Here is a 25,930-nt window from a genome sequence, read left to right as displayed (position 1 = left end):
CGCCGCGGTGTTGCGACAGCCGGTGGGGTGAACGCCTGCAGGTGCAGGCGGCTTCGGCGGGGCAGCGTCAGGCCCGAGGGGGCCGCTCGGGGAAGGGCGCGGTGTGGGTGAGGCAGCTCCAGGCAGGCGAGGCGCACATCACATGGCCCACGTCGACGCTGCGCACGCCATCGCGCACCGTGTCGAGCGCCACCATCGCCGACAGCACGAGTCCCGCGACAGCGCTCAGGTCTTGCGCCTCGTCGCCCAGCATGCGGTCGTGAGCAGGCTCGGCGTGAACATGCCGGGCCCAGCCACCGTGCTCGTGGTGCGCCGCCTCATGCGCGGCATCGGCATGGACGAACGCTGCCGCGGCGTTGGCGTGCACATGGCGCGGCCCCTGCACCATGCCGAGCGCCGCCGCCATCGCCTGCACGAAGACGATCACCGCCAGCCAGCCGGCGAGCAGGCGGGCGAGGTCACGGGCGAAGAGCGAGGAAGCGAGAAGACTCATGGGTGGGCGGCCAAGTATCGCGCCGCCCGTTGAGTACGCTGTGAACGCCTCGCTGGATGCAGCGGGACTTCAGAACTTGATCAGCACCCCGAACGACACCAGCAGCGGCAGCTGCGTCACCGGCTTGCGCTCGCTGTAGTCGGCGTTGTAGCTGTAGCCCGAGAGGTTCTTGCGCGCATAGGCGTTGATCAGCTCGCCGTAGAAGCTGTAGCGCGGCGAGAGCTTCCAGTCGGCGCGCAGGTCGAGGCGGTGATAAGCCGGGAGTCGCTCGCCGTTGAGTTCGCCGTAGGTCGGGCGGGTGCGGCCGTCGGTGTCGACGTAGCTGCCGGTGATGGGCGTATAGGGCGAGCCGGTGTGGTAACTCCACTTCGCGCCGTACATCCAGCGCTCGCTTTGGCGGTACTGCATCACCAGGTGGGCGATCACCGGCTGGTCGAAGTCGAAGGGAAACTCACGCCCGGTGAGGTCGTTCTGGCGACGAGCCTTCGACAGGCTCAGCGCGAGCCAGCCCGACAGCTTGCCGCCCGATTTCGGGTCCTTCTTGATCAGCAACTCGGCGCCATGCGAGCGGCCGCTGCCGCCGTTGACGTAGTTGACCGTGGGGTCGGCCACCACGAAGTCGCTGAACTTCTTCTGGTAGGCCTCGAGCTTCCACGACCAGCCGGCATCGAGCGTCTGTGCCACACCCAGCACGCTGTGCGTGGCGCGCAGGTGCCACAGGCCGGTGTTGCCGAAGCCCGGGATCACCTGCTCGCCTGCGGGGAACTGGTTGTGCCGGCCCCAGGCCGCGGTGAAGGTGGTGCTGGGTGTCGCCTTCCATTCGAGGCCCACGCGCGGCTCGGTGTAGCGGCGGCCAAGGTAGCCATCGCGGGTGTGGTGCGCGCCCAGGCTCAGGCCCCACGCGTCGGTGGCCTGCCAGCGGTGGCTCAGGTAGGCATTGCCGAACTTCGCGCTCAGGGTGTCGCGCGCCTGCGTGCGCGGGGCGCTGGTGTAGTCGCACTCGGGGTCGAACTCGGTGCAGCGGGCGTTCTGCGCATCGATGTCGTAGTCGATCTTCATTGACTCGACCGAGCCGCCCACGGAGGTGTCGTGCCCCGCCGCCGGCTTGAAGCGCAGCTGCTCGCGCAGGAACACGGTGCTCGCCCGCGAGGTGGCGCGCAAGGCGGTGCCCACGCTGCTGGTGTTGCGGTCGATCGTGCGGCCGAAGGCGAGCTTGTTGTTCACGCCACCGCCGAAGTCACCATCCCACACCAGCGCCTGCGTGGCGTAGCCGGTGTTGAGGGCGCTGTCGCCGGCCAGCACCGGCTCCTGCGTGGCGAGGGTGGAGCCGGCGGGCACTCGGAATTCGAGCTTGTCGGCCGCACCCGTGGCGTGGAAGCTCAGCTGGTGGTCGGCGTTGAGGTTCCAGAGGTACTTGCCCTGGTAATCCCAGTAGCGCGGCACGCTGATGATGACGCCGGAGTCGTCGTCTTCCACGGTGTCGAGCAGCAGGTCGATGTAGCTGCGTTTCACCGCGAAGTAGAACGACTGCGTCTCGTTGACCGGGCCCTCGATCAGCGCGTCGGCGCCGAGCAGGCTCACGTTGAGCACGCCGCCCAGGCGGTCGGTGCGCGGGTTGCGCAAGGTGACGTCGAGCACCGCGCCGATGGCGTCGCCGTACTCGGGGCCGAAGGCCGCGCTGTAGAGCTCGAACTGGCGCACGAGGTCGCTGTGCACCGTGCTCACGAGGCCGCCCATGTGGAAGAGGTAGCCCACCGGCAGGAAGTCGACGTAGTACAGGTTGTCGTCGGGCCGCGAGCCGCGCACCGCGGGCGCGGCGCTGCTGTCGTCGGCCACCGCGACGCCGGGCAGCGCCTGCAGCGCCTTCATCGTGTCGCCAGCCGTGCCGGGCACGGTGCGCAGTTCGTCGCCGCTCATCACGCTGCGGCTGGTGGGGGCGCGCTCGCTCCGGTTGGTGATCACCACGCGTGGCAGGGCAGGCTGCTCGGGCGCCGAGGCGGCGCTGGTGGGCGGCGGGGCGCCGTCTTGGGCCTGCGCGGCGCAGGTGGCTGCTGCGCAGGCAGCAGCGATGGCGAGGATGCGTGCCGTGGTGTGCGGCATGAGGCGTCTCCTGGGCGTGGGCACGCCCGAGAGACTCAGGCGGTGCCGAATTTGGTGTCGAACCGGATGCCCACCTTGCGCAGCAGCTCGGTGGGCAACTGGCCGCCCGCGCAGACGATGACGACATCGTTGCGCAGGCTGCGTTCACGGCCTTCGTGTTCGATGCGAACACTGCGGGCCTCGATCGATTTGACCACCGACCCGAGCAATACCTGCAAACGCCCTGCTTCGCGTTGCTGGTCGAGCAGCTGGCGGTTCTTGGTCTTGATGCGGGAGAAGGCCTCGCCGCGGTAGGAGAGCGTGACCTGCGTGCCCGGCTCCTGCGACAGCGCCACCGCGGCCTCGACCGCGCTGTCGCCGCCGCCCACCACGAGCACCGCCTGGCCGCGGTACTGCGCAGCATCCACGAGGCGGTACACGACCTTCGACGACTCCTCGCCCGGCACCTCGAGCTTGCGCGGCGTGCCGCGCCGGCCCATCGTCAGCAGCACGGTGCGGGTGGTGTAGCGCTCGCCGCTGCGGGTGTGCACCACGAAGCCGTTGTCGCGCGGGTCGATGCCGGCAAGCTCCTGGCGGAACGAGATCTTGAGGCCGGTCTGCTGCACGGTGCTGTTCCAGAAGTCGAGCAGCTCTTCTTTCTGCACCTCGCCGAACTTGACCTTGCCGACCAGCGCCAGCTCCACCGGCGCCGTCATCGCGATCTTGTGGCGCGGGTAGTGGAAGACGGCGCCGCCGAGCGAGGCCTCCTGCTCCAGCAGCTTGTAGCGCAGGCCGTGCTGGATGGCCGCAAGCCCTGCCGACAGCCCAGCCGGGCCGCAGCCGACGATCACCACGTCGAAGTCGTGCTGGCCGCCGCGGCGCTGGCGGATGGCGCCGATGGCCTGCCGCCCCTGCTCGGCCGCCTTGCGGATGAGCCCCATGCCGCCCAGTTCGCCGGCGATGAAGATGCCGGGCACGTTGGTCTCGAAATCGGGGCTCACGTGCGGGATCTCCACGCCACGCCGCTCGGTGCCGAAGACGAGCTGGATGCCTTCGACCGGGCACGCGCTCAGGCAGGCGCCGTGGCCGATGCAGGCCGAGGCGTTGGTCAGCACGGCCTTGCCGTTGACGATGCCGATCGCCTGCTCGGGGCAGGCCTTCACGCACGACCCCGAGCCGATGCAGCGCGCCGGGTCGATCACTGGGTGCAGCGAGGCCGGCTCCACCATGCCGGCCTCGACCGACTGCTGCAACGCCGCCACGTGCTCGCGCTGGCGGCGTGAGTGCCGGCGCAGGTAGACCACGAGCACCACCGCGAACACCGCGCCATAGAGCCACAGGTAGTTCATCGCGGCCTCGCGGTGTGCGCCACTTCAGCCGTGCTCAGGCCGCCTCGTCGTCGTGCGGGAGCGCCGCCGTGCGCCGGGCGGCGGCATGGCGCCGCAGGGCGAGCACCGGCTCGGCCAGCATCAGCACCAGCGTCACCGCATAGGCGCCCCACACATAGAGGCCGTAGCCCCCCATCGCGAAGAACTCCGATGCACTGCCCCAGTTCATGCGCGTTCTCCTTTCAGCTGCTTGGCCACCCACTCGGCGTCTCGCTCGCGCTCCAGCACGATGGCGCGCGTGCGCATGAAGACCACCGCGAAGGCATAGGCCCAGAACGCGAAGGTCATGATGAGCATGGCGGTGAGCATGGTGTGCGCCATCTTCGGTGCGGCCGTCATGCTGACCGTGGCGCCCTGGTGCAGCGTGTTCCACCACTTCACCGAGAAATAGATGATGGGCACGTTGACCGCGCCCACGAGCGCGACGAGGGCGCCGGCGTTGTCGGCACGGCGCGTGTCGTCGATCGCCTCGGTGAGCGCGATGTAGCCGAGGTAGAGGAAGAGCAGGATCAGGTACGAGGTGAGCCGCGCATCCCACACCCACCAGGTGCCCCAGGTCGGCTTGCCCCAGAAGGCGCCGGTCCACAGCGCGATGAAGGTGAAGAGCGCGCCGGTGGGCGCGATGGCACGCGCCACCATCGACGACAGGCGCGTCTTGAAGGCCCAGCCGATGCCGGCCCAGAAGGCCATCGCGAGGTAGAGCACCATCGAGATCCATGCGGCCGGCACGTGGATGAAGATGATGCGGTACGACTCGCCTTGCGTCGCGTCGGTGGGCGCGACGAAGAAGCCGATGTACAGGCCGATGGCGGCGAGCACGATGGCCGCCGCCCACAGCCAGGGGATGGCCCAGCCCGCGAGCTGATAGAAGCGCGAGGGTGCGGCGAAGGTGTAGAAGCTCATGATGTGGATCGTCGCGAAGGGTTCATTCGGTGGAGATGCGCAGGGCCGCCGCCGTGGCCCAGGGGGCGAGCAGCAGGGTGACGATGAGCAGCGCGCCCAGCAGCGAATAGTGTCCCTGAGCCGAGACGCCCGACTCCACCGCCCCCACCGCGCCGGCGCCGAAGATGAGCGCCGGAATGCACAGCGGCAGGATCAAGAGGATCAGCAGCACCCCGCCGCTGCGCAGGCCGAGCGTGAGCGCCGCGCCCACGCCACCCAGGAGACTGAGGATGGGCGTGCCCAGCAGCAGGCCGAAGGTGAGTGCGGCGATGGCCTCGCCGCGCATGTCGAACATCAGACCGAAGAGCGGCGCGAAGAGGATCAGCGGCAGCCCCGTCAGCAGCCAGTGCGCCAGCGCCTTGGCCGCGGCGATCAGCACCGGCGACTCACCGCACAGCAGCATCTGCTCGAGCGAGCCGTCGGCATGGTCGGTGGCGTAGAGCTGGGTGACCGAGAGCATGGCGGCGAGCAGCGCGCACACCCACACCACGCCGGGGGCGATGACGCGCAGGGTCTGCGCCTCGGGGCCCACGCCGAAGGGGAAGAGGCTCACCGCAACGGTGAAGAAGGCGACCGGCAGCAAGGCTTCCACGCGACGGCGGGCCGCCAATCGCAGGTCACGGGCGAGGACCGCCGAGAACGCGCTCATCGCGCCACCTCGTCGAGCTGGATCTCGTGCGGCGCCGGCTCGGTGAGTGTCAGCGCCTGGTGGCTCGTGAGCACCACGCCGCCGCCGGCCTGCGCATGGCGCGAGAGCAGGCCATTGAGCGTGGCGATGCCGTCGACGTCGAGCGCATCGAAGGGCTCGTCGAGCACCCACACCGGCGTCTGCGGCGCAAGCGCCAGCCGCGACAACGCCACGCGCCTACGCTGACCCTGCGAGAGCGTGCGCACCGGCGCATCGCGGCGCGAGGCCATGCCGAATAGGCGCAGCGCCTCGATGAGCGAGGTGTCGGCGGTGTCGCGGCCCTGCAGCCGCGCGAGGAAGCGAAGCGACTCCAGCACCGTGAGGTCTTCCTTCAGCGCGTTGGCGTGCGCCACGTAGAGCAGGCCCTGGCGCCGCTCGACCGTGCCGGCCTCCGGGGTGGAGAGACCGGCCAGCAGGCGCAGCAGGCTCGTCTTGCCGCGGCCGTTGGCGCCGCGCAGCCACAGCACCTGGCCGGGCAGGAGGGTGAGGTCGAGTCCCTTGAAGAGAATCCGGTCGCCACGCCGGCAGGCCAGTGCGTTTGCCGCCAGCAGCGGCGCCGAAGCATCAGAAGTCGTAGCGGGCGCCGAGGTAGTAATAGACACGGTTGGACGATTCGTTGCGTGCCGGTGACGTGGTCTTGCTGAATTCCGACGTCAGCTCCGATTCGGTCGTGAGCTGCTTGCCGAGCCGGTGGCTCAGGCGCAGGCCGGGGGTCCAGCGGGTGGTCTTGAGGCCCGCATTGTCGCTTTGCCGGTAGAACTTGATCGAAGGCTCGAGCGTCAGGGCTTCCCGGATCAACGAAGAGTTGTTGTAGGTCAGGAGCACGGCAGTGTAGGTGGAGTCCCGGAAGGTCGAATTGGCCGGGTCCACCGGGTCGGGCACGTCGACCAGCTGGGTCGCACCACGCAGCCAGGTGAGGCCGATCACGTGCGTGTCGCGCGGCGAGTAGAGGTTGCTGCCGATGAGCTGCGAGCCGAGGCTGAAGACGCGGGTGGGCTTCTGGCCGTAGGGCAGCAGGTTGGCCACGGGGGCGATCTCGCCGATCTGCGTGGAGCGGATGTCGCCGCCGATCTGCCAGCGCGCCGACAGCGGCGTGGTCACGCCCAGCACCGACTGCGTGGTGTAGGAGTTGAGGCCCTTCACCTGCGCCCGCAGGTCGCCCACGGTGGCGCCACTCGCCAGCAGCTCGCGCACGCTCTGCGCCGGCGGGCTCGCGGTCTGGAAGAAGAGCGCATTGCCGAGCGAGAGCATCGGCGTGGCCCGGCGGTCGACGAGCAGGTTGACGACGGTGTTGTCGGCGCGCTGCCAGGTGGCTTGCAGCATGGCGATGTTGACGCCCTTCAGCACCTGGTCGTAGTCGAGCAGGCCGAAGGCCGAGGTGGCGCCGCTGAAGTAGCGCAGCTCGCTGCCAAGCGCGCGGCGATCGACCTCGCCGTCGATGGTCTGCTGGATCGCGTAGACGCTGCCGCTGAGCTCCGGGGTCAGCGATTCGGCATCGACCGAGCTGCCGTAGAACTGGCGCCGGCTGTCGAGCAGCTTGTCGGCCGGCCTGCCGGCCACGGCATTGACGCGCCACTTCGGCGCCACGAGCACCCCGCCCTGCACGCCGTCGAAGCGGCCGAGCACGCCGGCACCCGTGCCCGACTGGCGGCCCACGCGCAGGTTGGTGCCGAGGCTCGTGGAGCGGTGGTCGAAGTAGAGCGCCGAGAGGCGGTTCTTGCTGCGCTGGCTGTCGAGCAGGTCCGCCGAGTAGCTGTCGCGGAAGACGAAGCGCATGTCACGCTCGGCATCGCGGTGGCGCCAGTTGAGGTCGACGCTGCTCACCGACTGCTTCTGGTCGGTGCCGGAGAAGGTGTTGTCGGATTGCAGCTCGGGCAGGCCGCTGATGGGCGACTCCTGGAACTCCTGCGTGCGCACCTTGCTCTGGCCGCCGTAGTAGAACTGCGAGACCGAGCCGACGAGCGTGGTCGTGGGCGTGATGGGCGCACGGATGCGCGGGCGCGGGGGTGGCAGTGGTGCAGGCTCGACGGCGGGGGCCGGCGGTGGCGGTGGCGGTGGCGGTGGCGGTGGCGGTGGCGGTGGCGGTGGCGGTGGCGGTGGCGTTGCGGGCGCGGCTGGCTCCGGCACGGGGGCCGGCACCGCGGCAGCCACCCGCGTGGGCGGCACTTCGGGTTCGGGCTCGCGCGGCTTGTTGAGGTCGACCACCATCGCCTGCGGAAAGCGCTCGGCCAGCAGCCCGCGCGCGCGTTCGGCCTGGGCACGGGTGTCGAAGTAGCCGAGGTTGATCTCGTAGACGACACGGGCGCCCACCTGGCGCTTCTCGGTGAAGACGGTGTAGTCCTGCAGCGAGCGCGGCACGGGCGCATCGCCCTGCTCGCCCGGCGCGGTGACGGCCTTGAGCACGACCACGTAGCGCTCGGGCGGTGCGACGGCCGAAGCGGACGGCGTGGGCACGACGGCCACGGGTGGCGCTTCAGCCGGCGCCGAAGCCGCCGGCAGCGTCGGCGGCAGGACAGGGGCCGGTGCGGGCGCCGATGCAGGCGAAGCTGCAGGCAAAGGTGCCGGCGCACGCGCCCCCATCGCCGTGAGCACGAACTCGATGCTGCGGTTACCGCGCCCCGCACGCACGCGGGCCCGCTGCGGTTCGGCGAAGCGCACCACCAGCTTGCGCGCGATGCCGGCCCGGTCGGTGGCCTCGTCGGTGATGGTCACGCGGGGCAGGCGGTCACCGCCGATCACGCGCCGCTGGCCCGAATCGAAGTTGAGCCCGTCGTGCGGCGGCAGCACTTCGTAGAAGGCCTGCACGAAATCGCCCGAGGGCATGAGTACCGCACGCCGGTATTGCACCGGCGCGGTGAAGCGCACCTGCACCACGGCATCGCTGCCCTCGGGGCGGATGGTCACGTCGTCGATGAGCTGGGCCTGCGCCCACGGGGCCAGCACCGCGGTCAGCAGCGCCAGGGCGAATCGGTAGAAGGTCTTCAAGCGCGCACGGCCTCGTTGGTTCAGTCCCACTTGGAATAAGCCGCGCCCTTGTTGCCCAGCGGGCGGTGGCAGCCGGATTGGGAGCAGTCGGTCGGGGCCGGCGTTCGCTGCTGGTGGGTCAGCGATTTCTTCTCCATGCTCCCGAGGAACGACGTGCCCGTGGCATGGCAGCCCTTGCACCAGCCGGCGCCGTTGCCGAGGCTCGCGTTGTGGTTCATGCGCATCGACGCCCAGCTCGTGGTGCTGGTGTGGCACGCGTTGCAGTCCAGCGCGCCGCCGTTGAGCAGCTGCGTGGCCTCGGGGATGTGGTTGGCCGGCTTGGCGAGGGCGCCGGTCACGCCTTCGGAGAGGTAGCTGCCGTTGTGGCAGGTCTTGCAGGCGGTGGTGGTGACCACGCTGTGGTTCATCGTCACCGCGGTCGCGAAGCTCGACTGCGAGCGGTGGCACGAATCGCAGCGCGCCACGCCGGTCGTCACCGGCACGTGCGTGGGCGACTTGCCCCGGGCGACGCTGCCGTTGTGGCAGGTGTCGCAGGTGCCCGTGCCCACCGCGTTGGCCGGCGAGTGCGCGAAGGTCACGGTGAGCCAGCTGGTGGTGGAGCGGTGGCAGCCTTCGCAGGCGGTCACGCCCACGTGCGTGCTGGTGTTGGGCTTGCCCACCGCCGGCGAGAAGCTGCCGGTGTGGCAGGTGGCGCACTGGCTCGACACCGTGACGCTGCTGTGGAAGCGGGCCGGTGTCCACGCCGCGTAGCCGCTGCGATGGCAGGTGTCGCAGTTGGTGATGGGCGTGCCGGTCACGAGCTGGTAGGGGATGTGGCTCGGCGAGCGGCCGTCGGCCGGTGGGTAGGCGCCGCTGTGGCAGGTGGCGCACTGGTTGGTGACCGGCACCTGCGTGTGGTTCCAGCTCGATGGGCGCCAGCGCGTGGTGGCGTGGCAGGCATCGCACGACTGCGTGCCCACCGGCATGTGCATGGCCGGCTTGCCCACGGCGCGGCTGCCGTTGTGGCAGGTGGCGCAGGTGCCGGGCGTCACGCTCGCATGGTCGAAGCCCGTCGCCGGCACCCACGCGGCGGTGCGGTGGCAGCTGTCGCACGAGGCCTGCGTCTGCAGGTGCCCAGCCGGCTTGCCGGTGGCGAAGCTGCCGTTGTGGCAGCTCTGGCAGCTGCCGGGCAGCACGCCACCGTGGGTGAAGCGGGCGCCGGTGAAGGTCTGCGTGTTGTGGCAGGCATCGCAGGCCTGGGTGGTGGGGAAGTGGCGCAAGGGCTTGACGATGTTGGTGCGCGAGAGCAGCGAGCCAGCGGCGTGGCAGGTGGCGCAGTCGCGTGGCGTGCCCTTGAAGACGCCGTTCACATGGCAACTCTCGCAGCGCTCCTTGGCGTGTGCGCCGGTGAGCGGGAAGCCGGTCTTCACGTGGTCGAAATCGCGCACCGGCACCTGGGCGATGCCCCAGGCGGCCAGCGCGGCGAGCGCCACAGCGGCGAACAGCCGGATCAGGTTCTTCGTTGTCGTCTGGGTCGTCATTGGAGCCACCTCGGGCGTTGCAGGCTGCCGGTGCGCAGGTTGGTCACGCGCTTCCACGACTGCGGCACGTGGCACTGCTCGCAACGCGGGCCGAACTGGCCGTCGTGCACGTCGTCGTTGCGGTGGCAGGCGCTGCAGTGGGTGCCGACGGGCGCGATGTCTTTCCCGCGCGGTGCTTCACGCGTGTGGCACGACTCGCAGGCCACCTTGGCGTGGGCGCCGTCCAGTCGATAGCGCGTGCGCTGGTCGTGGTCGAAGCGCCAGGTCTTCCAGTCGCGCGTGGTGTGGCAGGTGTCGCAGCGCGGGCCGAAGCGCAACTGGTGCTTGTCATCCTTGCGGTGGCAGGAGTGGCACTCGGCCTTCGCATCCTTGAAGCGCGGCGTGAGGTGGCAGGCCTTGCAGTTGGCGATGAGGTGCCCACCGGTGAGCGGGAAACGTGTCTTCGCGTGGTCGAAGCCGGGCACGCGCCAGTTCAGGTCGGTGTGGCACTGGCTGCACTGCGTACCGAGCTGGCCGTCGTGGCGGTCGTCCTTGCGGTGGCAGGCCACGCAGTCGGTCGAGGCGGTGCGGAAGACGAGGCGCGGGCCGCTCATCTCGAGGTGGCAGGCCGCGCATGGAATGGTGGTGCGCGCGTGGGCGTTGCGCAGCACGAAGCGGGTCTTGTCGTGGTCGAAGCGGCCGGCGGTCGTCTTCCAGTTCTTCTCGGCGTGGCAGCTCTCGCACTTCTCGCCCAGCGTGCCCTGGTGGCGGTCATCCTTGCGGTGGCAGCCGATGCAGTCCTTCGGGGCCTCTTTGAAGAGCGCGCTCTTGTGGCAGGCCTTGCACTCGGCATCGGCATGGCGGCCGAGCAGCGGGAAGGCGGTCTTGCCGTGGTCGAACTTCGCGCGCTCCTTCCAGTCGCGCTCGGTGTGGCAGCTCGCGCACTCGCGGCCAAGCGAGCCGTGGTGCTTGTCGTCCTGGCGGTGGCAGCCGTAACAGTCGCTTGCGGTTTTTTGCCGGTAGAGCGGCCCGGTGTGGCAATTCGTGCACGCCAACAGGCGGTGTTTGCCGCGCAATGCGTAGCGGGTGTCGGTGTCGTGGTTGAAGAGGCTGCCCTTCCACGACTTGGTGCCGTGGCAGCTCTCGCAGCGCTCGCCGAACTGGCCCTTGTGCCCGCGCTGCTCGTCCACCCGCTTGTGGCAGCCGATGCAGGTGCGCGGGGTCTCGCGGTACTGCGTGTCCTTGTGGCAGCTGGCGCAGGGCGTGTCGGCGTGCTTGCCGGTGAGCGCGAAGCGGGTCTTGTCGTGGTCGAGCTTCGCTTCCTTCCAGCTAGTCTCGGTGTGGCACTCGTGGCACTTGGGGCCGAGGCTGCCCTTGTGGGTGTCGTCCTTGCGGTGGCAGGCCAGGCAGTCCTTCGGCGCCTCGCGGTACTTCTGGGCGGGCAGGTGGCAGGCGCTGCACGGGGCCTTCAGGTGACGGCCGCGCAGCGGGTAGTCGGTCTGCATGTGGTCGAAGTGCTGGCGGTCGAACTCGGCCAGGCGCATGCCGCGGCCCTTGTGCTCGGTGTGGCAGCTGCGGCAGGCCTGGGGCTTCTGGCGGCCGTGGAAGCCGGCGCGCTCGCGAAGGTCGTGGCCCACGTCCTTATGGCAGCTGGTGCACAGGCCGTCCTGCGCGTTGCGGTCGAAGCGCACGTGGCATTGCTTGCAGTCGTCGTCCCATTTGGCGTGGGCGTCGCTGAGCTTGCCCGGCGCCAGCACCGACTCCAGGCTCTGCGCCCCCACCGGCAGTGCCAGGGCCAGCAACGCAGAGAGGCAAGAGGCCCGGGCCCATGCGCGCCAGCCCATCGCGGTCAGTACGCGTGCACCGCGAACACATGGAACGCGGCACTCAGGATCAACAGGTAGACGAAGGGCACGTGTGCCACATGCCACAGCGCGAACACCCGCTCGTAGGCGGTGAACTGGGCCACCCGCACCACGTTGCCCAGGTAGCGGTCGACGAGCTTGCGGGCCTGGCGCTCGCGCCTGGCGCGCTCGGCGGCGTCCCACTCGCGCTTGTGGGCCACACGGTCGATGGCCTGGTGCAGATCCGACAGGCATTGCCGGTAGGCGTGCCAGCGTTGCCAGCGCAGCCACAACACCTGGCGCAGGTAGGTGCCCCAGCGCGGCGGCGCCTTGAGTTCGCGTGCCTCGAACGCGAGCAGTCGCGCCTCGACCGCAGGCGCGAAGTGCAGACGCGAGCGTGTCTCGCTCTGGTCGAGCCCCGCGCGCACCTGCAGCTCGCGCAGGGTGGTCTGCTCGCCGTGCAGGCCGCGGTTCACCCGCATGTAGATGAAGCGCCCCACCACGCCGCTCAGCGCCACGATCACCATGCTCCACAGCGCCACGCCCGCATTGAGCGAGCCGATGTGGAAGGTGGAATGCACGAGGATCAAGAGCGGCCCGGCGATGCCCAGCACCATGTGCATCACGAGCCACCACTTGACCTTTCCGAGCCGGTGCATGAAGCGGAAGTGCTTGCGCAGCGGGTAGGTGAAGAGCGTGAGCATCATCAGCCCGCCCGCCACACCGAGCCAGTAGCCCACGTCGTCGCCGGCCTTGAAGTAGCCGCGCCGGCTGATGGCCCAGGCCAGCAGCACCAGCAGGGCGAGCGTGGCGTACAGCAGCCCGTCGCCAAGGGCGGTGCTGGATCGGGGCGCGCTCGGGAGGGCCGCGTCGCGGCGGTCTGGAACGGCGCTCATGGGGTCTCGTGGCTGGCAGACATCGGCTGGCTGGAGTGGAGAACGCAGGCTAGAGAGCTTTCCTTAAGGCCCGCTGAACTGCCGTCCCAAGCTGTAACCGCGTTTTTCCACAAGCCGGGTACGATGACCCACACTCCTGGAGCCCGTGATGAACAAAGACCTGCTGCAACCTACGGCCACGATCACGGCGGCTCTGATCACCAACCCGTCGCCCGGGGTGTCCCGCTCCAAGCTGGCCGACGTGGCAGCGCTCTTCGCGTCGGTCTACCTCGAGCTGGAGAAAGCCCAGGCCATCGTCGACAAGGCACGCGAGCAGCCGGCCAAGCCACCGGCCTCGCTGCTGTAGCAGCACCCTCACCGGCGTGCATCTGGCGCCTTGAAGCAGTACGTCGTTGCCGTTCGCGCGTTGTGCGAGTTCACCGCCAAGGCGGGCGATCTCGACCTGCGCTTCACTCCCGCACCCACGGCGCTCGAAGGCCAGGCCGGCCATGCGACGGTGGCCGCGCGGCGGCAACGCAGCGGTTATGAATCCGAAGTGAGCGTGAGCGGCACGTACAAGGTGCTCACCGTGCGCGGCCGCGCCGACGGCTACGACCGCCACACCCGCACGCTGGAGGAAGTGAAGACCTTCCGCGGCGACCTCGCGCGCCAGCCGGCCAACCACCGTGCGCTGCACCTGGCGCAGGCCAAGGTGTACGGCTGGCTGATGTGCGAGCAGGAGCAGCTCGACGAGATGAACGTCTCGCTCGTCTACTTCGACATCGTCACGCAGCGCGAGACGGTGTTCACCGACACCTACAGCGCCGAAGCGCTGCGCACGCACTTCGAGCAGCAGTGCGAACGCTTTCTCGCCTGGGCCGAACAGGAGCTCGCGCACCGCACGCAGCGCGACGCGGCGCTCGTCTCGTTGCCCTTCCCGCATGCGCAGTTCCGCACCGGCCAGCGCGAGCTGGCCGAGGCGGTGTACCGCGCCACGGTGCAGGGGCGCGTGCTGCTCGCGCAGGCGCCCACCGGCATCGGCAAGACGGTGGGCACGCTCTACCCCATGCTGAAGGCGATGCCGGGGCAGCAGCTTGACCATGTGTTTTTCCTCACCGCCAAGGGCTCGGGTCGGCAGCTGGCGCTCGAAGCGTCTGAGCGGGTGCAGGCAGGGCAACCGCTGCTGCGCACGCTGGAACTCGTGGCCCGCGACAAGGCCTGCGAGCACCCCGAGCTCGCCTGCCACGGCGACTCGTGTCCGCTCGCCAAGGGCTTCTACGACCGCTTGGCCGCCGCCCGCGCCGAGGCGCTCACGCGCCCGATGCTCGACAAGGCAGGCGTGCGCGAGGTGGCGCTCGCCCACCAGGTCTGCCCCTACTACCTGAGCCAGGAACTTGCGCGCTGGGCCGACGTGATCGTGGGCGACTACAACTACCTGCTCGACCTCGGCGGCCTGCTGATGGGCCTCACGCTCGCGCGCGGCAGCCGCATCGGCGTGCTGATCGACGAGGCGCACAACCTAGTCGAGCGTGGTCGGATGATGTACAGCGCCGACCTCGACCAGGCCACGCTGAAGTTCGTGCGTCGCAATGCACCCGCCTCGCTGAAGACCCCGCTCACCAAGCTCAACAAGGCCTGGAACGCGATCGCGAAAGCGCAGGCCGTGCCCTACCAGGTGCACCCCGGCGTGCCCGAAGACTTCAGCCAGGCGCTGCAGAAGGCCACGGCCACGATCACCGACCATTTCACCGAGCACCCCACCGCAGCCGTCGACGGCGAACTGCAGCGCTTCTACTTCGACGCCCTGCACTTCTCGCGCGTGCACGAGCTGGCCGACGAGAACTGGCTCTTCGACGTGACCCTCAACGGGCCGCGCAAGCCCACCGCCTTGCTCACGCTGCGCAACGTGGTGCCCGCCCCGCAGCTCGGGCCCCGGCTCGCCGTGGCCCATTCGGTGACGCTCTTCTCGGCCACGCTCACGCCGCACGAGTTCCATGCCAACCTGCTGGGCCTGCCCGACGACACCGTCTGGCTCGACGTGCCCACGCCCTTCTCGCCCGAGCAGCTCGAAGTGCGCGTGGCGCGCCACATCTCCACCCGCTACCAGCACCGCAGCGCCTCGGTCGACCCCATTGCCGGGCTGATCGCGCGCCAGTTCGCCGCGCGCCCGGGCAACTACCTCGCCTTCTTCAGCAGCTTCGACTACCTGCGGCAGGTGCTGGCCGCCTTCCGCGCGCTCGCGCCCGAGGTGCCGGTGTGGGAGCAGTCGCGCGGCATGAGCGAGCCCGAGCGCGAGGCCTTTCTCGCGCGCTTCACCCCCGAAGGCCAGGGCATCGGCTTCGCGGTGCTGGGCGGATCCTTCGGCGAAGGCATCGACCTGCCCGGCCGGCTGCTCATCGGCGCCTTCATCGCCACCCTCGGCCTGCCGCAGCTCAACCCGGTCAACGAAGAGATGAAGAAGCGCCTCGACCAGCGCTTCGGCGCCGAGCGCGGCTACGACTACGCCTACCTCTACCCCGGCCTGCAGAAGGTGGTGCAGGCGGCCGGCCGCGTGATCCGCACGCCACACGACGTTGGCGTGATCCACCTCATCGACGACCGTTTCGCCGGCCCCCGGGTGCGCCGGCTGCTCCCGGATTGGTGGACCATCCAGCGAAGTGAGCCCCAAATTCCCGGCTGATCCCCGCCGTAACAAAATGCGCTTGGGCTAAGGTGCCCGATCATCGGGGTACGTTCGTTCTCGCATCTCTCTTCTCGCATCTCAACAGGTCCTCGCAAGGAGACTCCCGTGGTATCGCTCTTCGCCTTCATGGTGACCGCCTACGGCATGAACCCGTACCTGGTCGCGACGTTCAACTCGAACCTCGCCTGCGAGACGGCCCGCTCGGCCCTGCTGTCCACCGCGCTCGAGCAGAACGTGGCCGGCACCAGCACCTACGCGATGGCGCCCCGCAGCCTGCGCTGCATCAACACGCCCGGCATCGTGCCCGGCAGCTCCGGGCGGCCGCCCGAGGCCAGCCCGCCCGCGCGCAAACCCGCGAAGAAGTGACGCCGCACCAGTTGCCCACCGCGGCCAAGCCCTACTCCCGGCTCATCGCCTGGGGGCCGTTCGTCGCAGTCGCCTTGCTGCTGGCGATCCTGTGGGGGCTGGTGCTGGGTTTTGCCGTCGCACAAGAGCGGCGCATGGCAGCCAACGCGCACAAGCAGCTGCGCCTCATCAACAACGCCGCGGCCCAGCAGACGCGCGACCTGCTGCGTGTCACCGAAGGCCGGCTCGCGGTGGTGCAGCAGTGGCTGCACCGCTCGCCCGAACTCGATGCCGGTCTCGGCGAGCTGCTGCAGACCTTCAGCCGCCAGTCCGAAGACTTGGTGCAGCTCAGCCTGGTCGATGCGGCCGGCAAGGGCATCGCGGTGCCGGGCGCGCCGGCCTGGGCCGAGGCGATGCCGCCCGTCGAATTCGCCGCCAGCGCCGACGGCATGCACGTGGGCAACCCGATGCGCGGCAGCACCACCGAGCCGTGGCGCTGGCCGATGACGCGCCGCCTGGCGACACCCGTCGGCAATGCCGCCGGCGTGGTGGCCTGGGTCAACCTGCCCAAGCTCAGCGCCATCCATGAGCGCCTGCGCGAGAAGCCGGCCGGCGGCATCTCGCTGACCACCTCGAATGGGATCGTGGTGGTGCGTGCGCCCTACTCCGACACCCTGATCGGCCAGAACGTGCTCGCCAACCGCCCGCGCCCCGCGGCGGCCGGCGTCGTGCAAGGGGCTTTCGAGCATGACGGCAGCCTGACCGGCGGCCAGCCGCGCCTGGCCACCTTCGAGCGCCTGGTCGACTACCCGGTCACGGTGCTCGTCTCGCAGGAGCGCGACGAGCTGCTCGCCGCCTTCTACACCCGGCGCAACCTCGGCATCGGCGTGCTGGTGCTGCTCACCGTGGGCGGGGCGGTGTTCTCCTGGGTCCTGGCGCGCACCCAGCGGGCGGCCCGGCACAGCCAGGCGCAGTTCGACGCGGTCAGCAACGCCTTCCCGCTCGGCCTCTTCATGACCGACACGCGGGGCGAGACCACCTACGCCAACGACGCCTATTTCCAGAAGTTCGGCCTGCCGCGCGAGCGCATGGCCTGGGGCTGGAGCGACCTGGTCGCCCCCACGCAGCGCCAGGAGCTCATGACCGTCTGGCGCGAGGCCACAGCCAGCCTCGAGCCGGTGCGCAACACCCTCTACGTGACCAAGCCCGATGGCGAGCCGGCCATGCTCTCGGTGCGCACCGCGCCGCTCACGGTCGACGGCCGGCTCATCGGCCACGTGGGCTCCATCGAAGACGTGACCGAGCGCGCCCAGCAGCAGCGCGCGCAGCGGATGCTCACCGCCATCTTCGAGCGCAGCACCGACATCGTGGCCCAGGTCAGCGCCCAGGGCCAGATGCTCTACCTCAACCCGGCCGGCCGGGCGATGCTCGACCTCAAGCCCGACGACCCGATCCAGCACCTGCGCTTCGACGACTTCCTGCCCGCGCACCGCGAGCCCCAGGTGCGCGACATCATCATGCCGGCCGCGCTGGCCACCGGCCTCTGGCTGGGCGAGACCTCCGTGCTGCGCGGCGACGGCCGCGAGATCGACGTCAGCGAGATGCTCATCGTGCACCGCGACGAGCGCCAGGAGGTCGAGACCTACTCCATCGTGATGCGCGACATCTCGCACGAGATCCGGAGCCGCACCGAGCTGCAGCGCAGCGAATCCATCCTCAAGGTGGTGGCGGCCACGCTGCCGGTGCTGGTGGCCGTGGCCGACAAGCACCAGCGCTATCTCTTCACCAACGACGCCTTCGACCAGTGGGTGGGCCACCCGCGCGGCCGCATCGCCGGCCAGCATGCGCGCGAGGTGCTGGGCGAGACGGAATACGAGCGCCGCCGCCCGTTCATCGAGGCGGCGCTCTCGGGCCAGCGGGTGATGTTCGAGTCGGGCACCGCGGGCCACCAGTACTTCGAGACCACCTACATCCCCTTCCGCGACGCCGAGGGTCAGGTGGCCGGGCTGGTGGCGCTTTCGCAAGACATCACGAGCCACAAGCGCCAGCACCAGATCCTGCTCGACGCCTCGCAGACCGACCCCCTCACCGGCACGCTCAACCGCGCCGGCTTCGACCTGCGGGTGGGCGAAGCCCTGCTGCGCGCCCAGGAAGACCACCACCCCCTCGCCTTGCTGATGGTTGACCTCGACCGCTTCAAGCCGGTGAACGACGAACACGGCCATGCCACCGGCGATGCACTGCTCGTGGCCGTGGCCCAGCGGCTGCAGAAGGTGCTGCGCCCGACCGACCTGCTCGCGCGACTGGGCGGCGACGAATTCGCCGTGGTGCTGCCCGACGTCAAAGACGCCGCGGCGGCCGCCACCGTCGCCCGCAAGATCGTCGGTGCGCTGGGCGAGACCTTCGCCCTCGAAGGCAAGCAGCTGTCGATCGGCGCCAGCGTGGGCCTGGCCGTGGCGCGCCACGGCGAAGACTCGGTGCAGTCGCTCGCACAGCGCGCCGACGTCGCGCTCTACCAGGCCAAACGCGCCGGGCGCGGGCGCTTCGAAATGGCCGCGGCCGAGGGTTGAAAACCCCGCCGCCGACCCCACGCACACGATGCCCTTTTGCGCCCTGCGTGTTTGTTTGCACACCCTTCGCCACTGCGTGCGGCGCCGCGGGAAAATGCCGTGAAACTTAGTGCTACCACGCCCCTCCAAGCGGGGTCGCAGTTTTATACTGAATTCGCGTGAAATCTCCGTCTTTTGCAGGAAGCAGGTCATATATGGGCGCCAAACTCAAGGTCGCTGGCTGGGTTGTCGTAGGGGCCTTGGCCGGGGGTCTGACCACCATGCAACTGCAGGCCACGGCCCGCAGCAATCCCGTCAACCAGCTTCCCCTCGAAGAGCTGCAGCAGCTGGCCGAGGTCTTCAATGTGGTGAAGACCTCCTACGTCGACCCGGTCGACGAGAAGAAGCTGATCCGCGACGCCATCGGCGGCATGGTCTCCGGCCTTGACCCGCATTCCCAATACCTCGAAGGCAAGAACTTCACCGAGTTCCGCGAGAGCGTCTCGGGCAAGTTCGTCGGCGTGGGCATCGAGATCGGCATGGAAGACGGCCTGGTGAAGGTCGTCTCGCCCATCGAAGGCTCGCCCGCCTTCAAGGCCGGCATCAAGTCGGGTGACCTCATCACCAAGATCGACGACACCGCCGTGCGCGGCCTCACGATGGACCAGGCCGTCAAGCGCATGCGCGGCGAGCGTGACACCAAGGTCATCCTCACCATCTTCCGCAAGGCCGAGAGCCGCACCTTCCCGGTGACCATCACCCGCTCCGAGATCAACGTGCAGAGCGTGAGCGCCAAGATGATCGAGCCCGGCTACGGCTGGGTGCGCGTGCGCCAGTTCCAGGAGCCCACCGTCATCGACTTCGTGCGCAAGGTCAACGACCTGTACACGCAAGATCCCAACCTCAAGGGCCTGGTGCTCGACCTGCGCAACGACCCGGGCGGCCTGCTCGACGCGGCCGTCGCCATCTCGGCCGCCTTCCTGCCGCAAGGTGTGACGGTGGTGTCGATGAATGGGCAGATCCCGCAGTCGCGCGCCGAGTTCAAGGCGGTGCAGCGCGACTACAGCCGCCGCTCCGGCTTCGACCCGCTCAAGGGCCTGCCCGAAGCCATGAAGACGGTGCCGGTGGTGGTGCTCGTCAACGAAGGCTCGGCCTCGGCCAGCGAGATCGTGGCCGGCGCCCTGCAAGACCACAAGCGCGCCACCATCATGGGCGCGCAGACCTTCGGCAAGGGCTCGGTGCAGACCGAGATCCGCCAGCTGCCGGTGGCCAACACCTCGGTGAAGATCACCACGGCCCGCTACTACACGCCGAGCGGCAAGTCGATCCAGGCGCGCGGCATCGTGCCCGACGTGATGCTCGACGAGACCGCCGAAGGCAATGTCTTCGCCGCGCTGCGCATGCGCGAGGCCGACCTCGACAAGCACCTCAACAGCGGCCAGGGCCCCGAGGTGAAAGACACCGCCCGTGAGAAGGCCCGCGAAGAGCAGCGCAAGAAGCTGGAAGAAGAAGCCGCCAAGAACACGGCTGCCCCGAAGCCGCTGCCCGAGTTCGGCAGCGCCGAAGACTTCCAGCTCGCCCAGGCGCTCAACCGCCTGAAAGGCAAGCCGGTGCTGGTGTCCAAGAGCGCGGTGGAACGCAAGCCCGAGGCCTCGACGACCAACTGATCACCCGGCTCCCCGCGACAACGCCCGCTGCCTGCGGGCGTTTGTCTTTCTGCGCCATCATTGCCCCATGAACGACGACCAGCTCCTGCGCTACTCGCGCCACATCCTGCTCGACGAGCTGGGCATCGAAGGCCAGCGCAAGCTGCTCGACTCGCATGCGCTGGTGATCGGCGCAGGGGGCCTGGGCTCGCCGGTGGCGCTGTACCTCGGCACGGCCGGCGTGGGCCGCATCACCCTCGTCGACCACGACACGGTCGACCTCACCAACCTGCAGCGCCAGATCGCGCACGACATGAGCCGCGTGGGCCGGCCCAAGGCCGAATCGGCCGCGCAGTCGATCGGCGAGATCAACCCCGAGGTGCAGGTCGTGGCCCTCACCGAGCGTGCCGGCCCCGAGCGGCTGGATGAACTGGTGGCCGGCGCCGACGTGGTGATCGACTGCACCGACAACTTCACCACCCGCCACGCGGTGAACGCCGCCTGTGTGAGACACAAGAAGCCGCTGGTCTCGGGCGCGGCCATCGGCTTCGATGCGCAGATCTCCGTTTACGACACCCGCCAGCCCGACGCGCCCTGCTACGCCTGCCTCTTCCCGCCAGACGCCGCCTTCGAAGAGGTGCGCTGCGCCACGATGGGCGTCTTCGCACCGCTGGTGGGCATCGTCGGCAGCATGCAGGCGGCCGAGGCGCTGAAGCTGCTTGCCGGCACGGGCGAGTCGCTCGCCGGGCGCTTGCAGATGCTCGATGCCCGCAGCATGGAGTGGACGGAAATCAAGACCGCGCGCGCCCCTGATTGCGTCGTGTGCAAGGAACGCTCATTGCTGTGAACCGGGGGTAAGCTGCACCCCATGGACAAGCGCACAGAACTCACCGCCCGCAACATCCTCCCGGCCAAGAAGGAAGCCGAGCTGCAAGGCCCGCCGCCTTCGCTCTACGACGGCCCGGAGAGCTCATACCGCCTCGCCTTCACCGACGAGAAATTCCTGCTGCGCGACGAGCTGCGCCCGGTGCGCATGCAGCTCGAGCTGCTCAAGCCCGAGATGGTGCAGAAGGAACAGGCCATCGAGTCGACCATCGTGATCTTCGGCAGCGCCCGCATCGTGCCCCCCGACGTGGCTCAGCGCCTGCTGGCCGATGCGACCAGCGCCAACAACGAGACCGCGATCCGCATCGCCGAGAACCACGTGCGCATGTCGCGCTACTACGACGAGGCCCGCCGCTTCGGCGCACTCGTGACGCAGAAATCGCGCGAGCTCGCCGCACCGATCTACGTGGTGACCGGCGGCGGCCCCGGCATCATGGAAGCCGGCAACCGCGGTGCGCACGAAGTGGGCGGCAAGAGCATCGGCTTGAACATCGTGCTGCCGCACGAGCAGGCGCCCAACCCCTACATCACGCCGGAGCTGTGCTTCCAGTTCCACTACTTCGGCCTGCGCAAGATGCACTTCCTGATGCGCTCGATCGGGTTGGTGTGCTTCCCCGGCGGCTTCGGCACGCTCGATGAGATGTTCGAGGTGCTCACGCTGATCCAGACCGGCAAGTGCCGCCGCCGCCCCATCCTGCTCTTCGGCCGCGAGTTCTGGACCAAGCTCGTCAACTTCGAGCACCTGGTCGAGACCGGCATGATCAGCGAGGTCGACCTGCAGCTCTTCAAGTTCGTCGAGTCGGCGGAAGAAGCGTGGGAAGCGCTGGAGGCTGAATACGGCTTCGACCTGCCCGCCACCGAGATCGGCGACCTCGGAAGCTTCGACATGGAAGACTGACGCCAATGAACGCCGCGCAAACCGTCAGCATCATCGGAGCCCCGACCGACATCGGCGCTGGCGATCGCGGCGCGAGCATGGGCCCCGAGGCACTGCGGGTGGCCAACATCGTGACCACCCTCCAAGGCCAGGGCCTCGAAGTCATCGACCGCGGCAACCTCTCAGGCCCGGCCAACCCCTGGCAACCGCCGGTCGACGGCTACCGCCACCTCGCAGAAGTCGTGACCTGGAACCGCCTCGTGCACGACGCCGTGCACACCGAGCTGGCGCAGGGCCGCTTCCCCATCCTGCTGGGGGGTGACCACTGCCTCGGCCTGGGCAGCATCAGCGCGGTGGCGCGCCACTGCCGAGAAGCGAAGAAGAAGCTGCGCATCCTCTGGCTCGATGCGCACGCCGACTTCAACACCAACATCCTCACCCCGAGCGGCAACCTGCATGGCATGCCGGTGGCCTGCCTGTGCGGCAAAGGTCCGAAGGAGCTGATCGAGATCGGCGGCCACGTGCCGGCGATCAGCCCGAAGTGGATCCGCCAGATCGGCATCCGCAGCGTCGACGCGGGCGAGAAGCGCTTCGTGCACGAGATGGACCTTGAAGTCTTCGACATGCGCTACATCGACGAGATGGGCATGCGCCACGCGATGGAGCTGGCGCTCGCCACGCTCGACGTCAACACCCACCTGCACGTGAGCTTCGACGTCGACTTCCTCGACCCCGACTACGCGCCCGGCGTGGGCACTACTGTCATGGGTGGGCCCACCTACCGCGAAGCGCAGCTGTGCATGGAGATGATCGCCGACACCGGCCGCATGGGCTCGCTCGACGTGATGGAACTCAACCCCGCGCTCGACGTGCGCAACCGCACCGCCGAAGTGGCGGTCGACCTGATCGGCAGCCTCTTCGGCAAGAGCACGCTGATGCGGAAGTAGTCAGAAGCGATAGCCGACCGCAAGGATGCCCGTCACGGGGTTGCGCTCGCGCACGATCACGCTGTCTCTCGCGTCGCCCTGCAGCGATGTGGCGCTCACGATGAACGAGGCGCTCCAGTCGTGGTTGATGAAGTAGATGAGCGAGGTGCTCAGCTTCACATCGCGCACGCCCGCGCCGACCGTTGACACCGCATAGCCACTGCGGGCGCTCTGCTCGGGCGTGATGCCGAAGTACGACTGCATCCACGCGCGGTTGACCCAGGTGGCCCCGAGACCCAGGCCCAGGCGCCAGCGCGGCGCAATCTGGGTGCCGGTGTTGAGGCCCACATCGACGACCAAGCCGTCACGGTCTTCGCCCGAGCCATAACGCAGCGAGCTGTGGAAGGCGAGTGCGCGCGCCGCATGCCAGTTGAGGAAGACACCCGCCTGCGGCCTGCGCGGGATGTCGCCCAAGCCCCGCAGCACCTCGGAGCGGCTCTCCTTGCGGCCGAAGTCGGCGGCCAGGCGCACCCCGTACTGCCACTGCGGGCTCGCGCTCTTGAAGCGGTAGCCCACGCCGTTGCCCACACCCGCAAACCAGCCGTTGGCCCAGCGGTAGTCGACGGTCGGGAAGAGCATGTAGCGCTCCTCGTCGGAGCCCAGGTAGCGGTGGCCAGCAATCGCCGCCAGGCCGATGCGGCCCTGCCCTTCGCCCTCGGGCCCGTCCAGGCGCACCGTGTCGAAAGCCTGTGCCCCCGCGACACCGGCACCCAGCGCCAGCCCACACGCCACCACCCCTCTTGCGATCAGCTTCATCAGGACATCCCTGCAGTCAAGAAATCAAACATCGTCACTCGCAAGGCCCATGCGCCTTGCGGAACTGCCGCGGCTCGATCGCCGCGGGTGCTGCGAACAGGCCACGCAGCAATCGCCGTGCCTCGGCCTCCTCGGCCGCATACGGGCCGGGGCTCCGGCGGTAACGCTGGCTCCACGCGTGGCCTTCGCGCACCATCCACGCGGCCACGTCGTGACCGTCGAGTGCCACGGTGCCGATGGTGCGGTGGTAGGCATCCTTCGCGCGCGTGCGCACCTCCACCTGCCGGTGCAGCACACGCGCCGCCAGCGCGTCGCGCGCCTGCGGCCCCCAGGCCTGGCAGCGCTCGGGTGCGTCGATGCCCTGCACCCGCACCTTCACCGGCGCGCCGCCCTCGGGGCGCACCCAGAGCGTGTCGCCGTCGGTCACGTGCGTGACCACGCCGCTCAGCGCATGCGCCGAGGCACACGCGAGCAGGGCCAGCAAGGCGACGAGCCGCCTCATGCGCCGAAGAGGCTCACGAGCCACCACACGAAGAGGCCCATCAGCACCAACCACACGAGCACGATCAAGGCCGCGCCCCACCACAGCCGGGGCAGCTTGTCGCGCGAAGCCTCGGCCTCCTTCAGCAGCGATTCCCACAGCGGCTTGGGCGTGAGGCGCACGACGAGCGCGATGCCCAGCGGCACCAGCGCCACTTCGTCGAGCAGGCCCAGCACCGGAATGAAATCGGGGATCAGGTCGATCGGGCTCAGCACATACGCGAGCACCGCGATGGCGGTGACCTTGGCGGCGCGTGGCGTCTGCGGGTGCTTGAAGAGCTTCCACAGCGCGATGAGGTAGGTGGCCAGCCGCGCCTTGTTGGCGGCCCGCACGAGCTTGCCCACTTTGAACACCATCAGGTCCTCGTCGTCTGTGCCGCGGTCGGTTGCAGCGTCACGCCCACGCTGGCGATCACCTCGCCCTGCATCGCGTGCACCTCGAAACGGGCGCCGTGCCAGTCGACACCGTCGCCCACCCCATGCCCGCGCGCCAGCGTGTCGGTCATCCAGTCGCGCAAGCTCGGGCCAGCCGTTTCAGGTGGGGGCAGCTTGAAGAATTCAAACACCTCGTCGAGCGGCAGCGCCGCATCGAGCAGCAGCCGGCCCACCACCGGCCCCTCGCCGGGCGGCGGCTCGGGTGGCGGCAGGGCCACGCCCGTCCAGCGGGCCGCACGGGCGAGCGTCGTGCCTTGCAGCAGCAGCGAGGCCAGCACCACGGCAAACGCGACGTTGAAGAAGCGGTAGCTGTCGGGCACACGCGCGAGCAGCGGGAAGAGCGCCAGCACGATGGGCACCGCGCCACGCAGCCCCACCCAGCTGATGAATGCGATCTCGCCGCGCCTGAAGCGCAGCGGCGCGAGGCACAGGCCCACCGCCAATGGCCGCGCGACGAACATCAGCGCCGCCGCGATCGCCAGCGTGGGCCCGGCGCTCGCCAGCAGCTGATGTGGCGCCACCAGCAGGCCCAGCAGGAGGAACATGCTCGCCTGAGCCGCCCAGGCGAAGCCGTCGAGTGCCGACGAGGCGGCATGCGCGGCCACGTCGGCCCGCTCGCGCACCATCAGCCCGAAGAGGTACACCGCGAGAAAGCCCGAGCCTTCGAGCAGGCCGGCCACCGCGAACACCACCACACCCGCCGACACGATGATGAGCGCCAGCATGCCGCTGTGCGCCGCGGTGAGCTCGAGCCGGCGCGCCACGCGGCGCAGCAGCCACGCCACACCGAGCCCGCCGAGCAGGCCGCACGCTGCGCCAAAGCCACCCTGGCGCAGCAGCAGCATCGCCACTTCGCCCGGCCCGGCCTCGGCGCGGATCACGTCGATGAGCGCCAGCACCAGGCACACCGCCATCGGGTCGTTGAGGCCCGACTCCATCTCGAGCGTGGCCGCCACCCGCTCGCTCAGGTGCACGCCGCTCTGGCGCAGTTGCGAAAAGACGGCCGCCGCGTCGGTGGAGCCAACGATGGCGCCGAGCAGCAGGCCGTAGCGCCAGTCGATCCCCATCGCGAGCATCGCGGCCACGCCCACCGCGCCGGCGGTCACGAGCACCCCCACCGTGGCCAGCAGCACCGCGGGCTTGATGCCGGCACGGAAGGTCTTGATGGGCGTGCTCACGCCGCCTTCGAGCAGGATGATGGCGAGCGCCGCATGGCCCACCCAGGCCGACAGCAGCGAGTTGTCGAAGCGCACGCCACCGGGCCCGTCGACGCCCACCAGCATGCCGGCCACCAGAAACACCAGCAGAAAGGGCAGCCCCGCGCGTGCCGACGCCACACCGACCAGCAGGCTCACGAAGACGAGCAGCCCACCCGCGAGGAGAACGAGGTTGAAACTGTGCACGCGGCAGACGGTAGCAGACGGCTCCCTAACGT

The 25,930-nt window shown here is 69.4% G+C and carries 23 protein-coding genes; 8 read left to right on the top strand and 15 right to left on the bottom strand.

Annotation, left to right across the window (positions count from 1 at the left end; genetic code table 11):
* Positions 1-67: 67 nt before the first annotated feature.
* The 11 genes from KF892_22250 to KF892_22200 form a co-directional block, all read right to left on the bottom strand.
* Positions 68-493 (bottom strand): hypothetical protein, encoded by a 426-nt coding sequence (locus KF892_22250; protein MBX3627747.1) that lies wholly within the window; start codon positions 491-493, stop codon positions 68-70.
* 69 nt (positions 494-562) lie between these two features.
* The gene (locus KF892_22245) at positions 563-2,593 is read right to left on the bottom strand and encodes a TonB-dependent receptor (GenBank protein MBX3627746.1); all 2,031 of its coding nucleotides are present in this window, start codon (positions 2,591-2,593) and stop codon (positions 563-565) included.
* A 35-nt stretch (positions 2,594-2,628) separates the two neighbouring features.
* Complete coding sequence (locus KF892_22240) at positions 2,629-3,921, bottom strand: NAD(P)-binding domain-containing protein (GenBank protein MBX3627745.1); 1,293 nt, start codon at positions 3,919-3,921, stop codon at positions 2,629-2,631.
* 34 nt (positions 3,922-3,955) lie between these two features.
* The gene (gene ccmD / locus KF892_22235; protein ID MBX3627744.1) at positions 3,956-4,129 is read right to left on the bottom strand and encodes a heme exporter protein CcmD; all 174 of its coding nucleotides are present in this window, start codon (positions 4,127-4,129) and stop codon (positions 3,956-3,958) included.
* Positions 4,126-4,863, bottom strand: coding sequence for a heme ABC transporter permease CcmC (gene ccmC / locus KF892_22230; GenBank protein MBX3627743.1), 738 nt, complete (start codon positions 4,861-4,863; stop codon positions 4,126-4,128). The genes ccmD and ccmC overlap by 4 nt, the downstream gene beginning before the upstream one ends.
* Positions 4,864-4,885: 22 nt before the next feature.
* Positions 4,886-5,551, bottom strand: a complete 666-nt coding sequence (ccmB, locus tag KF892_22225; GenBank protein MBX3627742.1) for a heme exporter protein CcmB — start codon at positions 5,549-5,551, stop codon at positions 4,886-4,888.
* Complete coding sequence (ccmA, locus tag KF892_22220; GenBank protein MBX3627741.1) at positions 5,548-6,192, bottom strand: cytochrome c biogenesis heme-transporting ATPase CcmA; 645 nt, start codon at positions 6,190-6,192, stop codon at positions 5,548-5,550. The genes ccmB and ccmA overlap by 4 nt, the downstream gene beginning before the upstream one ends.
* Positions 6,155-8,575 (bottom strand): hypothetical protein, encoded by a 2,421-nt coding sequence (locus KF892_22215; protein MBX3627740.1) that lies wholly within the window; start codon positions 8,573-8,575, stop codon positions 6,155-6,157. The genes ccmA and KF892_22215 overlap by 38 nt, the downstream gene beginning before the upstream one ends.
* Positions 8,576-8,595: 20 nt before the next feature.
* Positions 8,596-10,095 (bottom strand): hypothetical protein, encoded by a 1,500-nt coding sequence (locus tag KF892_22210; protein MBX3627739.1) that lies wholly within the window; start codon positions 10,093-10,095, stop codon positions 8,596-8,598.
* Positions 10,092-11,876: a cytochrome C gene (locus KF892_22205; protein MBX3627738.1), complete on the bottom strand. Its 1,785-nt coding sequence runs from the start codon at positions 11,874-11,876 to the stop codon at positions 10,092-10,094. The genes KF892_22210 and KF892_22205 overlap by 4 nt, the downstream gene beginning before the upstream one ends.
* A gap of 47 nt (positions 11,877-11,923) precedes the next feature.
* The gene (locus KF892_22200) at positions 11,924-12,814 is read right to left on the bottom strand and encodes a hypothetical protein (GenBank protein MBX3627737.1); all 891 of its coding nucleotides are present in this window, start codon (positions 12,812-12,814) and stop codon (positions 11,924-11,926) included.
* A gap of 148 nt (positions 12,815-12,962) precedes the next feature.
* On the opposite strand from KF892_22200, the gene KF892_22195 reads away from it, so the two are divergent.
* The 8 genes from KF892_22195 to rocF all read left to right on the top strand — a co-directional run bounded on the left by KF892_22195 (position 12,963) and on the right by rocF (position 22,725).
* Positions 12,963-13,160 (top strand): hypothetical protein, encoded by a 198-nt coding sequence (locus tag KF892_22195; GenBank protein MBX3627736.1) that lies wholly within the window; start codon positions 12,963-12,965, stop codon positions 13,158-13,160.
* A 30-nt stretch (positions 13,161-13,190) separates the two neighbouring features.
* Positions 13,191-15,473 (top strand): ATP-dependent DNA helicase, encoded by a 2,283-nt coding sequence (locus tag KF892_22190; GenBank protein ID MBX3627735.1) that lies wholly within the window; start codon positions 13,191-13,193, stop codon positions 15,471-15,473.
* A 108-nt stretch (positions 15,474-15,581) separates the two neighbouring features.
* A complete protein-coding gene (locus tag KF892_22185; protein ID MBX3627734.1) occupies positions 15,582-15,842 on the top strand; it encodes a hypothetical protein in 261 nt (86 codons plus the stop codon).
* Complete coding sequence (locus tag KF892_22180; protein ID MBX3627733.1) at positions 15,839-18,391, top strand: diguanylate cyclase; 2,553 nt, start codon at positions 15,839-15,841, stop codon at positions 18,389-18,391. Before KF892_22185 ends, KF892_22180 begins: the two co-directional genes overlap by 4 nt.
* A 194-nt stretch (positions 18,392-18,585) precedes the next feature.
* Positions 18,586-20,037 (top strand): S41 family peptidase, encoded by a 1,452-nt coding sequence (locus KF892_22175; GenBank protein MBX3627732.1) that lies wholly within the window; start codon positions 18,586-18,588, stop codon positions 20,035-20,037.
* A 67-nt stretch (positions 20,038-20,104) separates the two neighbouring features.
* Complete coding sequence (locus tag KF892_22170; GenBank protein MBX3627731.1) at positions 20,105-20,863, top strand: HesA/MoeB/ThiF family protein; 759 nt, start codon at positions 20,105-20,107, stop codon at positions 20,861-20,863.
* A gap of 21 nt (positions 20,864-20,884) precedes the next feature.
* The gene (locus KF892_22165; protein MBX3627730.1) at positions 20,885-21,799 is read left to right on the top strand and encodes a TIGR00730 family Rossman fold protein; all 915 of its coding nucleotides are present in this window, start codon (positions 20,885-20,887) and stop codon (positions 21,797-21,799) included.
* 5 nt (positions 21,800-21,804) lie between these two features.
* The gene (gene rocF / locus KF892_22160; protein ID MBX3627729.1) at positions 21,805-22,725 is read left to right on the top strand and encodes an arginase; all 921 of its coding nucleotides are present in this window, start codon (positions 21,805-21,807) and stop codon (positions 22,723-22,725) included.
* On the opposite strand, the gene KF892_22155 is transcribed toward rocF, so the two are convergent.
* From KF892_22155 to KF892_22140, 4 genes are read right to left on the bottom strand one after another with little or no spacing between them, the layout of a single operon-like run.
* Complete coding sequence (locus tag KF892_22155) at positions 22,726-23,520, bottom strand: MipA/OmpV family protein (protein MBX3627728.1); 795 nt, start codon at positions 23,518-23,520, stop codon at positions 22,726-22,728. It abuts the gene before it with no gap.
* A 34-nt stretch (positions 23,521-23,554) separates the two neighbouring features.
* A complete protein-coding gene (locus tag KF892_22150; GenBank protein ID MBX3627727.1) occupies positions 23,555-24,022 on the bottom strand; it encodes a thermonuclease family protein in 468 nt (155 codons plus the stop codon).
* Positions 24,019-24,417 (bottom strand): DUF1232 domain-containing protein, encoded by a 399-nt coding sequence (locus KF892_22145; GenBank protein MBX3627726.1) that lies wholly within the window; start codon positions 24,415-24,417, stop codon positions 24,019-24,021. Before KF892_22145 ends, KF892_22150 begins: the two co-directional genes overlap by 4 nt.
* Complete coding sequence (locus KF892_22140; protein ID MBX3627725.1) at positions 24,417-25,898, bottom strand: potassium/proton antiporter; 1,482 nt, start codon at positions 25,896-25,898, stop codon at positions 24,417-24,419. The genes KF892_22145 and KF892_22140 overlap by 1 nt, the downstream gene beginning before the upstream one ends.
* Between the last annotated feature and the right edge of the window lie 32 nt (positions 25,899-25,930).

This window comes from Rhizobacter sp. (genome assembly GCA_019635355.1).
Classification (GTDB): Bacteria; Pseudomonadota; Gammaproteobacteria; order Burkholderiales; family Burkholderiaceae_C; genus Rhizobacter.
Note: the sequence above shows the minus strand (reverse complement) of the source record. Positions and strands in the feature narration are given on the sequence as shown.

Excerpts from the sequence above, each read along its gene's own strand:
- KF892_22250 (MBX3627747.1), bottom strand. The coding sequence starts at position 493 with ATGAGTCTTCTCGCTTCCTCGCTCTTCGCCCGTGACCTCGCCCGCCTG.
- KF892_22245 (MBX3627746.1), bottom strand. The coding sequence starts at position 2,593 with ATGCCGCACACCACGGCACGCATCCTCGCCATCGCTGCTGCCTGCGCA.
- KF892_22240 (MBX3627745.1), bottom strand. The coding sequence starts at position 3,921 with ATGAACTACCTGTGGCTCTATGGCGCGGTGTTCGCGGTGGTGCTCGTG.
- ccmD (MBX3627744.1), bottom strand. The coding sequence starts at position 4,129 with ATGAACTGGGGCAGTGCATCGGAGTTCTTCGCGATGGGGGGCTACGGC.
- ccmC (MBX3627743.1), bottom strand. The coding sequence starts at position 4,863 with ATGAGCTTCTACACCTTCGCCGCACCCTCGCGCTTCTATCAGCTCGCG.
- ccmB (MBX3627742.1), bottom strand. The coding sequence starts at position 5,551 with ATGAGCGCGTTCTCGGCGGTCCTCGCCCGTGACCTGCGATTGGCGGCC.
- KF892_22210 (MBX3627739.1), bottom strand. The coding sequence starts at position 10,095 with ATGACGACCCAGACGACAACGAAGAACCTGATCCGGCTGTTCGCCGCT.
- KF892_22200 (MBX3627737.1), bottom strand. The coding sequence starts at position 12,814 with ATGAGCGCCGTTCCAGACCGCCGCGACGCGGCCCTCCCGAGCGCGCCC.
- KF892_22195 (MBX3627736.1), top strand. The coding sequence starts at position 12,963 with ATGAACAAAGACCTGCTGCAACCTACGGCCACGATCACGGCGGCTCTG.
- KF892_22175 (MBX3627732.1), top strand. The coding sequence starts at position 18,586 with ATGGGCGCCAAACTCAAGGTCGCTGGCTGGGTTGTCGTAGGGGCCTTG.
- KF892_22170 (MBX3627731.1), top strand. The coding sequence starts at position 20,105 with ATGAACGACGACCAGCTCCTGCGCTACTCGCGCCACATCCTGCTCGAC.
- KF892_22165 (MBX3627730.1), top strand. The coding sequence starts at position 20,885 with ATGGACAAGCGCACAGAACTCACCGCCCGCAACATCCTCCCGGCCAAG.
- rocF (MBX3627729.1), top strand. The coding sequence starts at position 21,805 with ATGAACGCCGCGCAAACCGTCAGCATCATCGGAGCCCCGACCGACATC.
- KF892_22155 (MBX3627728.1), bottom strand. The coding sequence starts at position 23,520 with ATGAAGCTGATCGCAAGAGGGGTGGTGGCGTGTGGGCTGGCGCTGGGT.
- KF892_22150 (MBX3627727.1), bottom strand. The coding sequence starts at position 24,022 with ATGAGGCGGCTCGTCGCCTTGCTGGCCCTGCTCGCGTGTGCCTCGGCG.
- KF892_22145 (MBX3627726.1), bottom strand. The coding sequence starts at position 24,417 with ATGGTGTTCAAAGTGGGCAAGCTCGTGCGGGCCGCCAACAAGGCGCGG.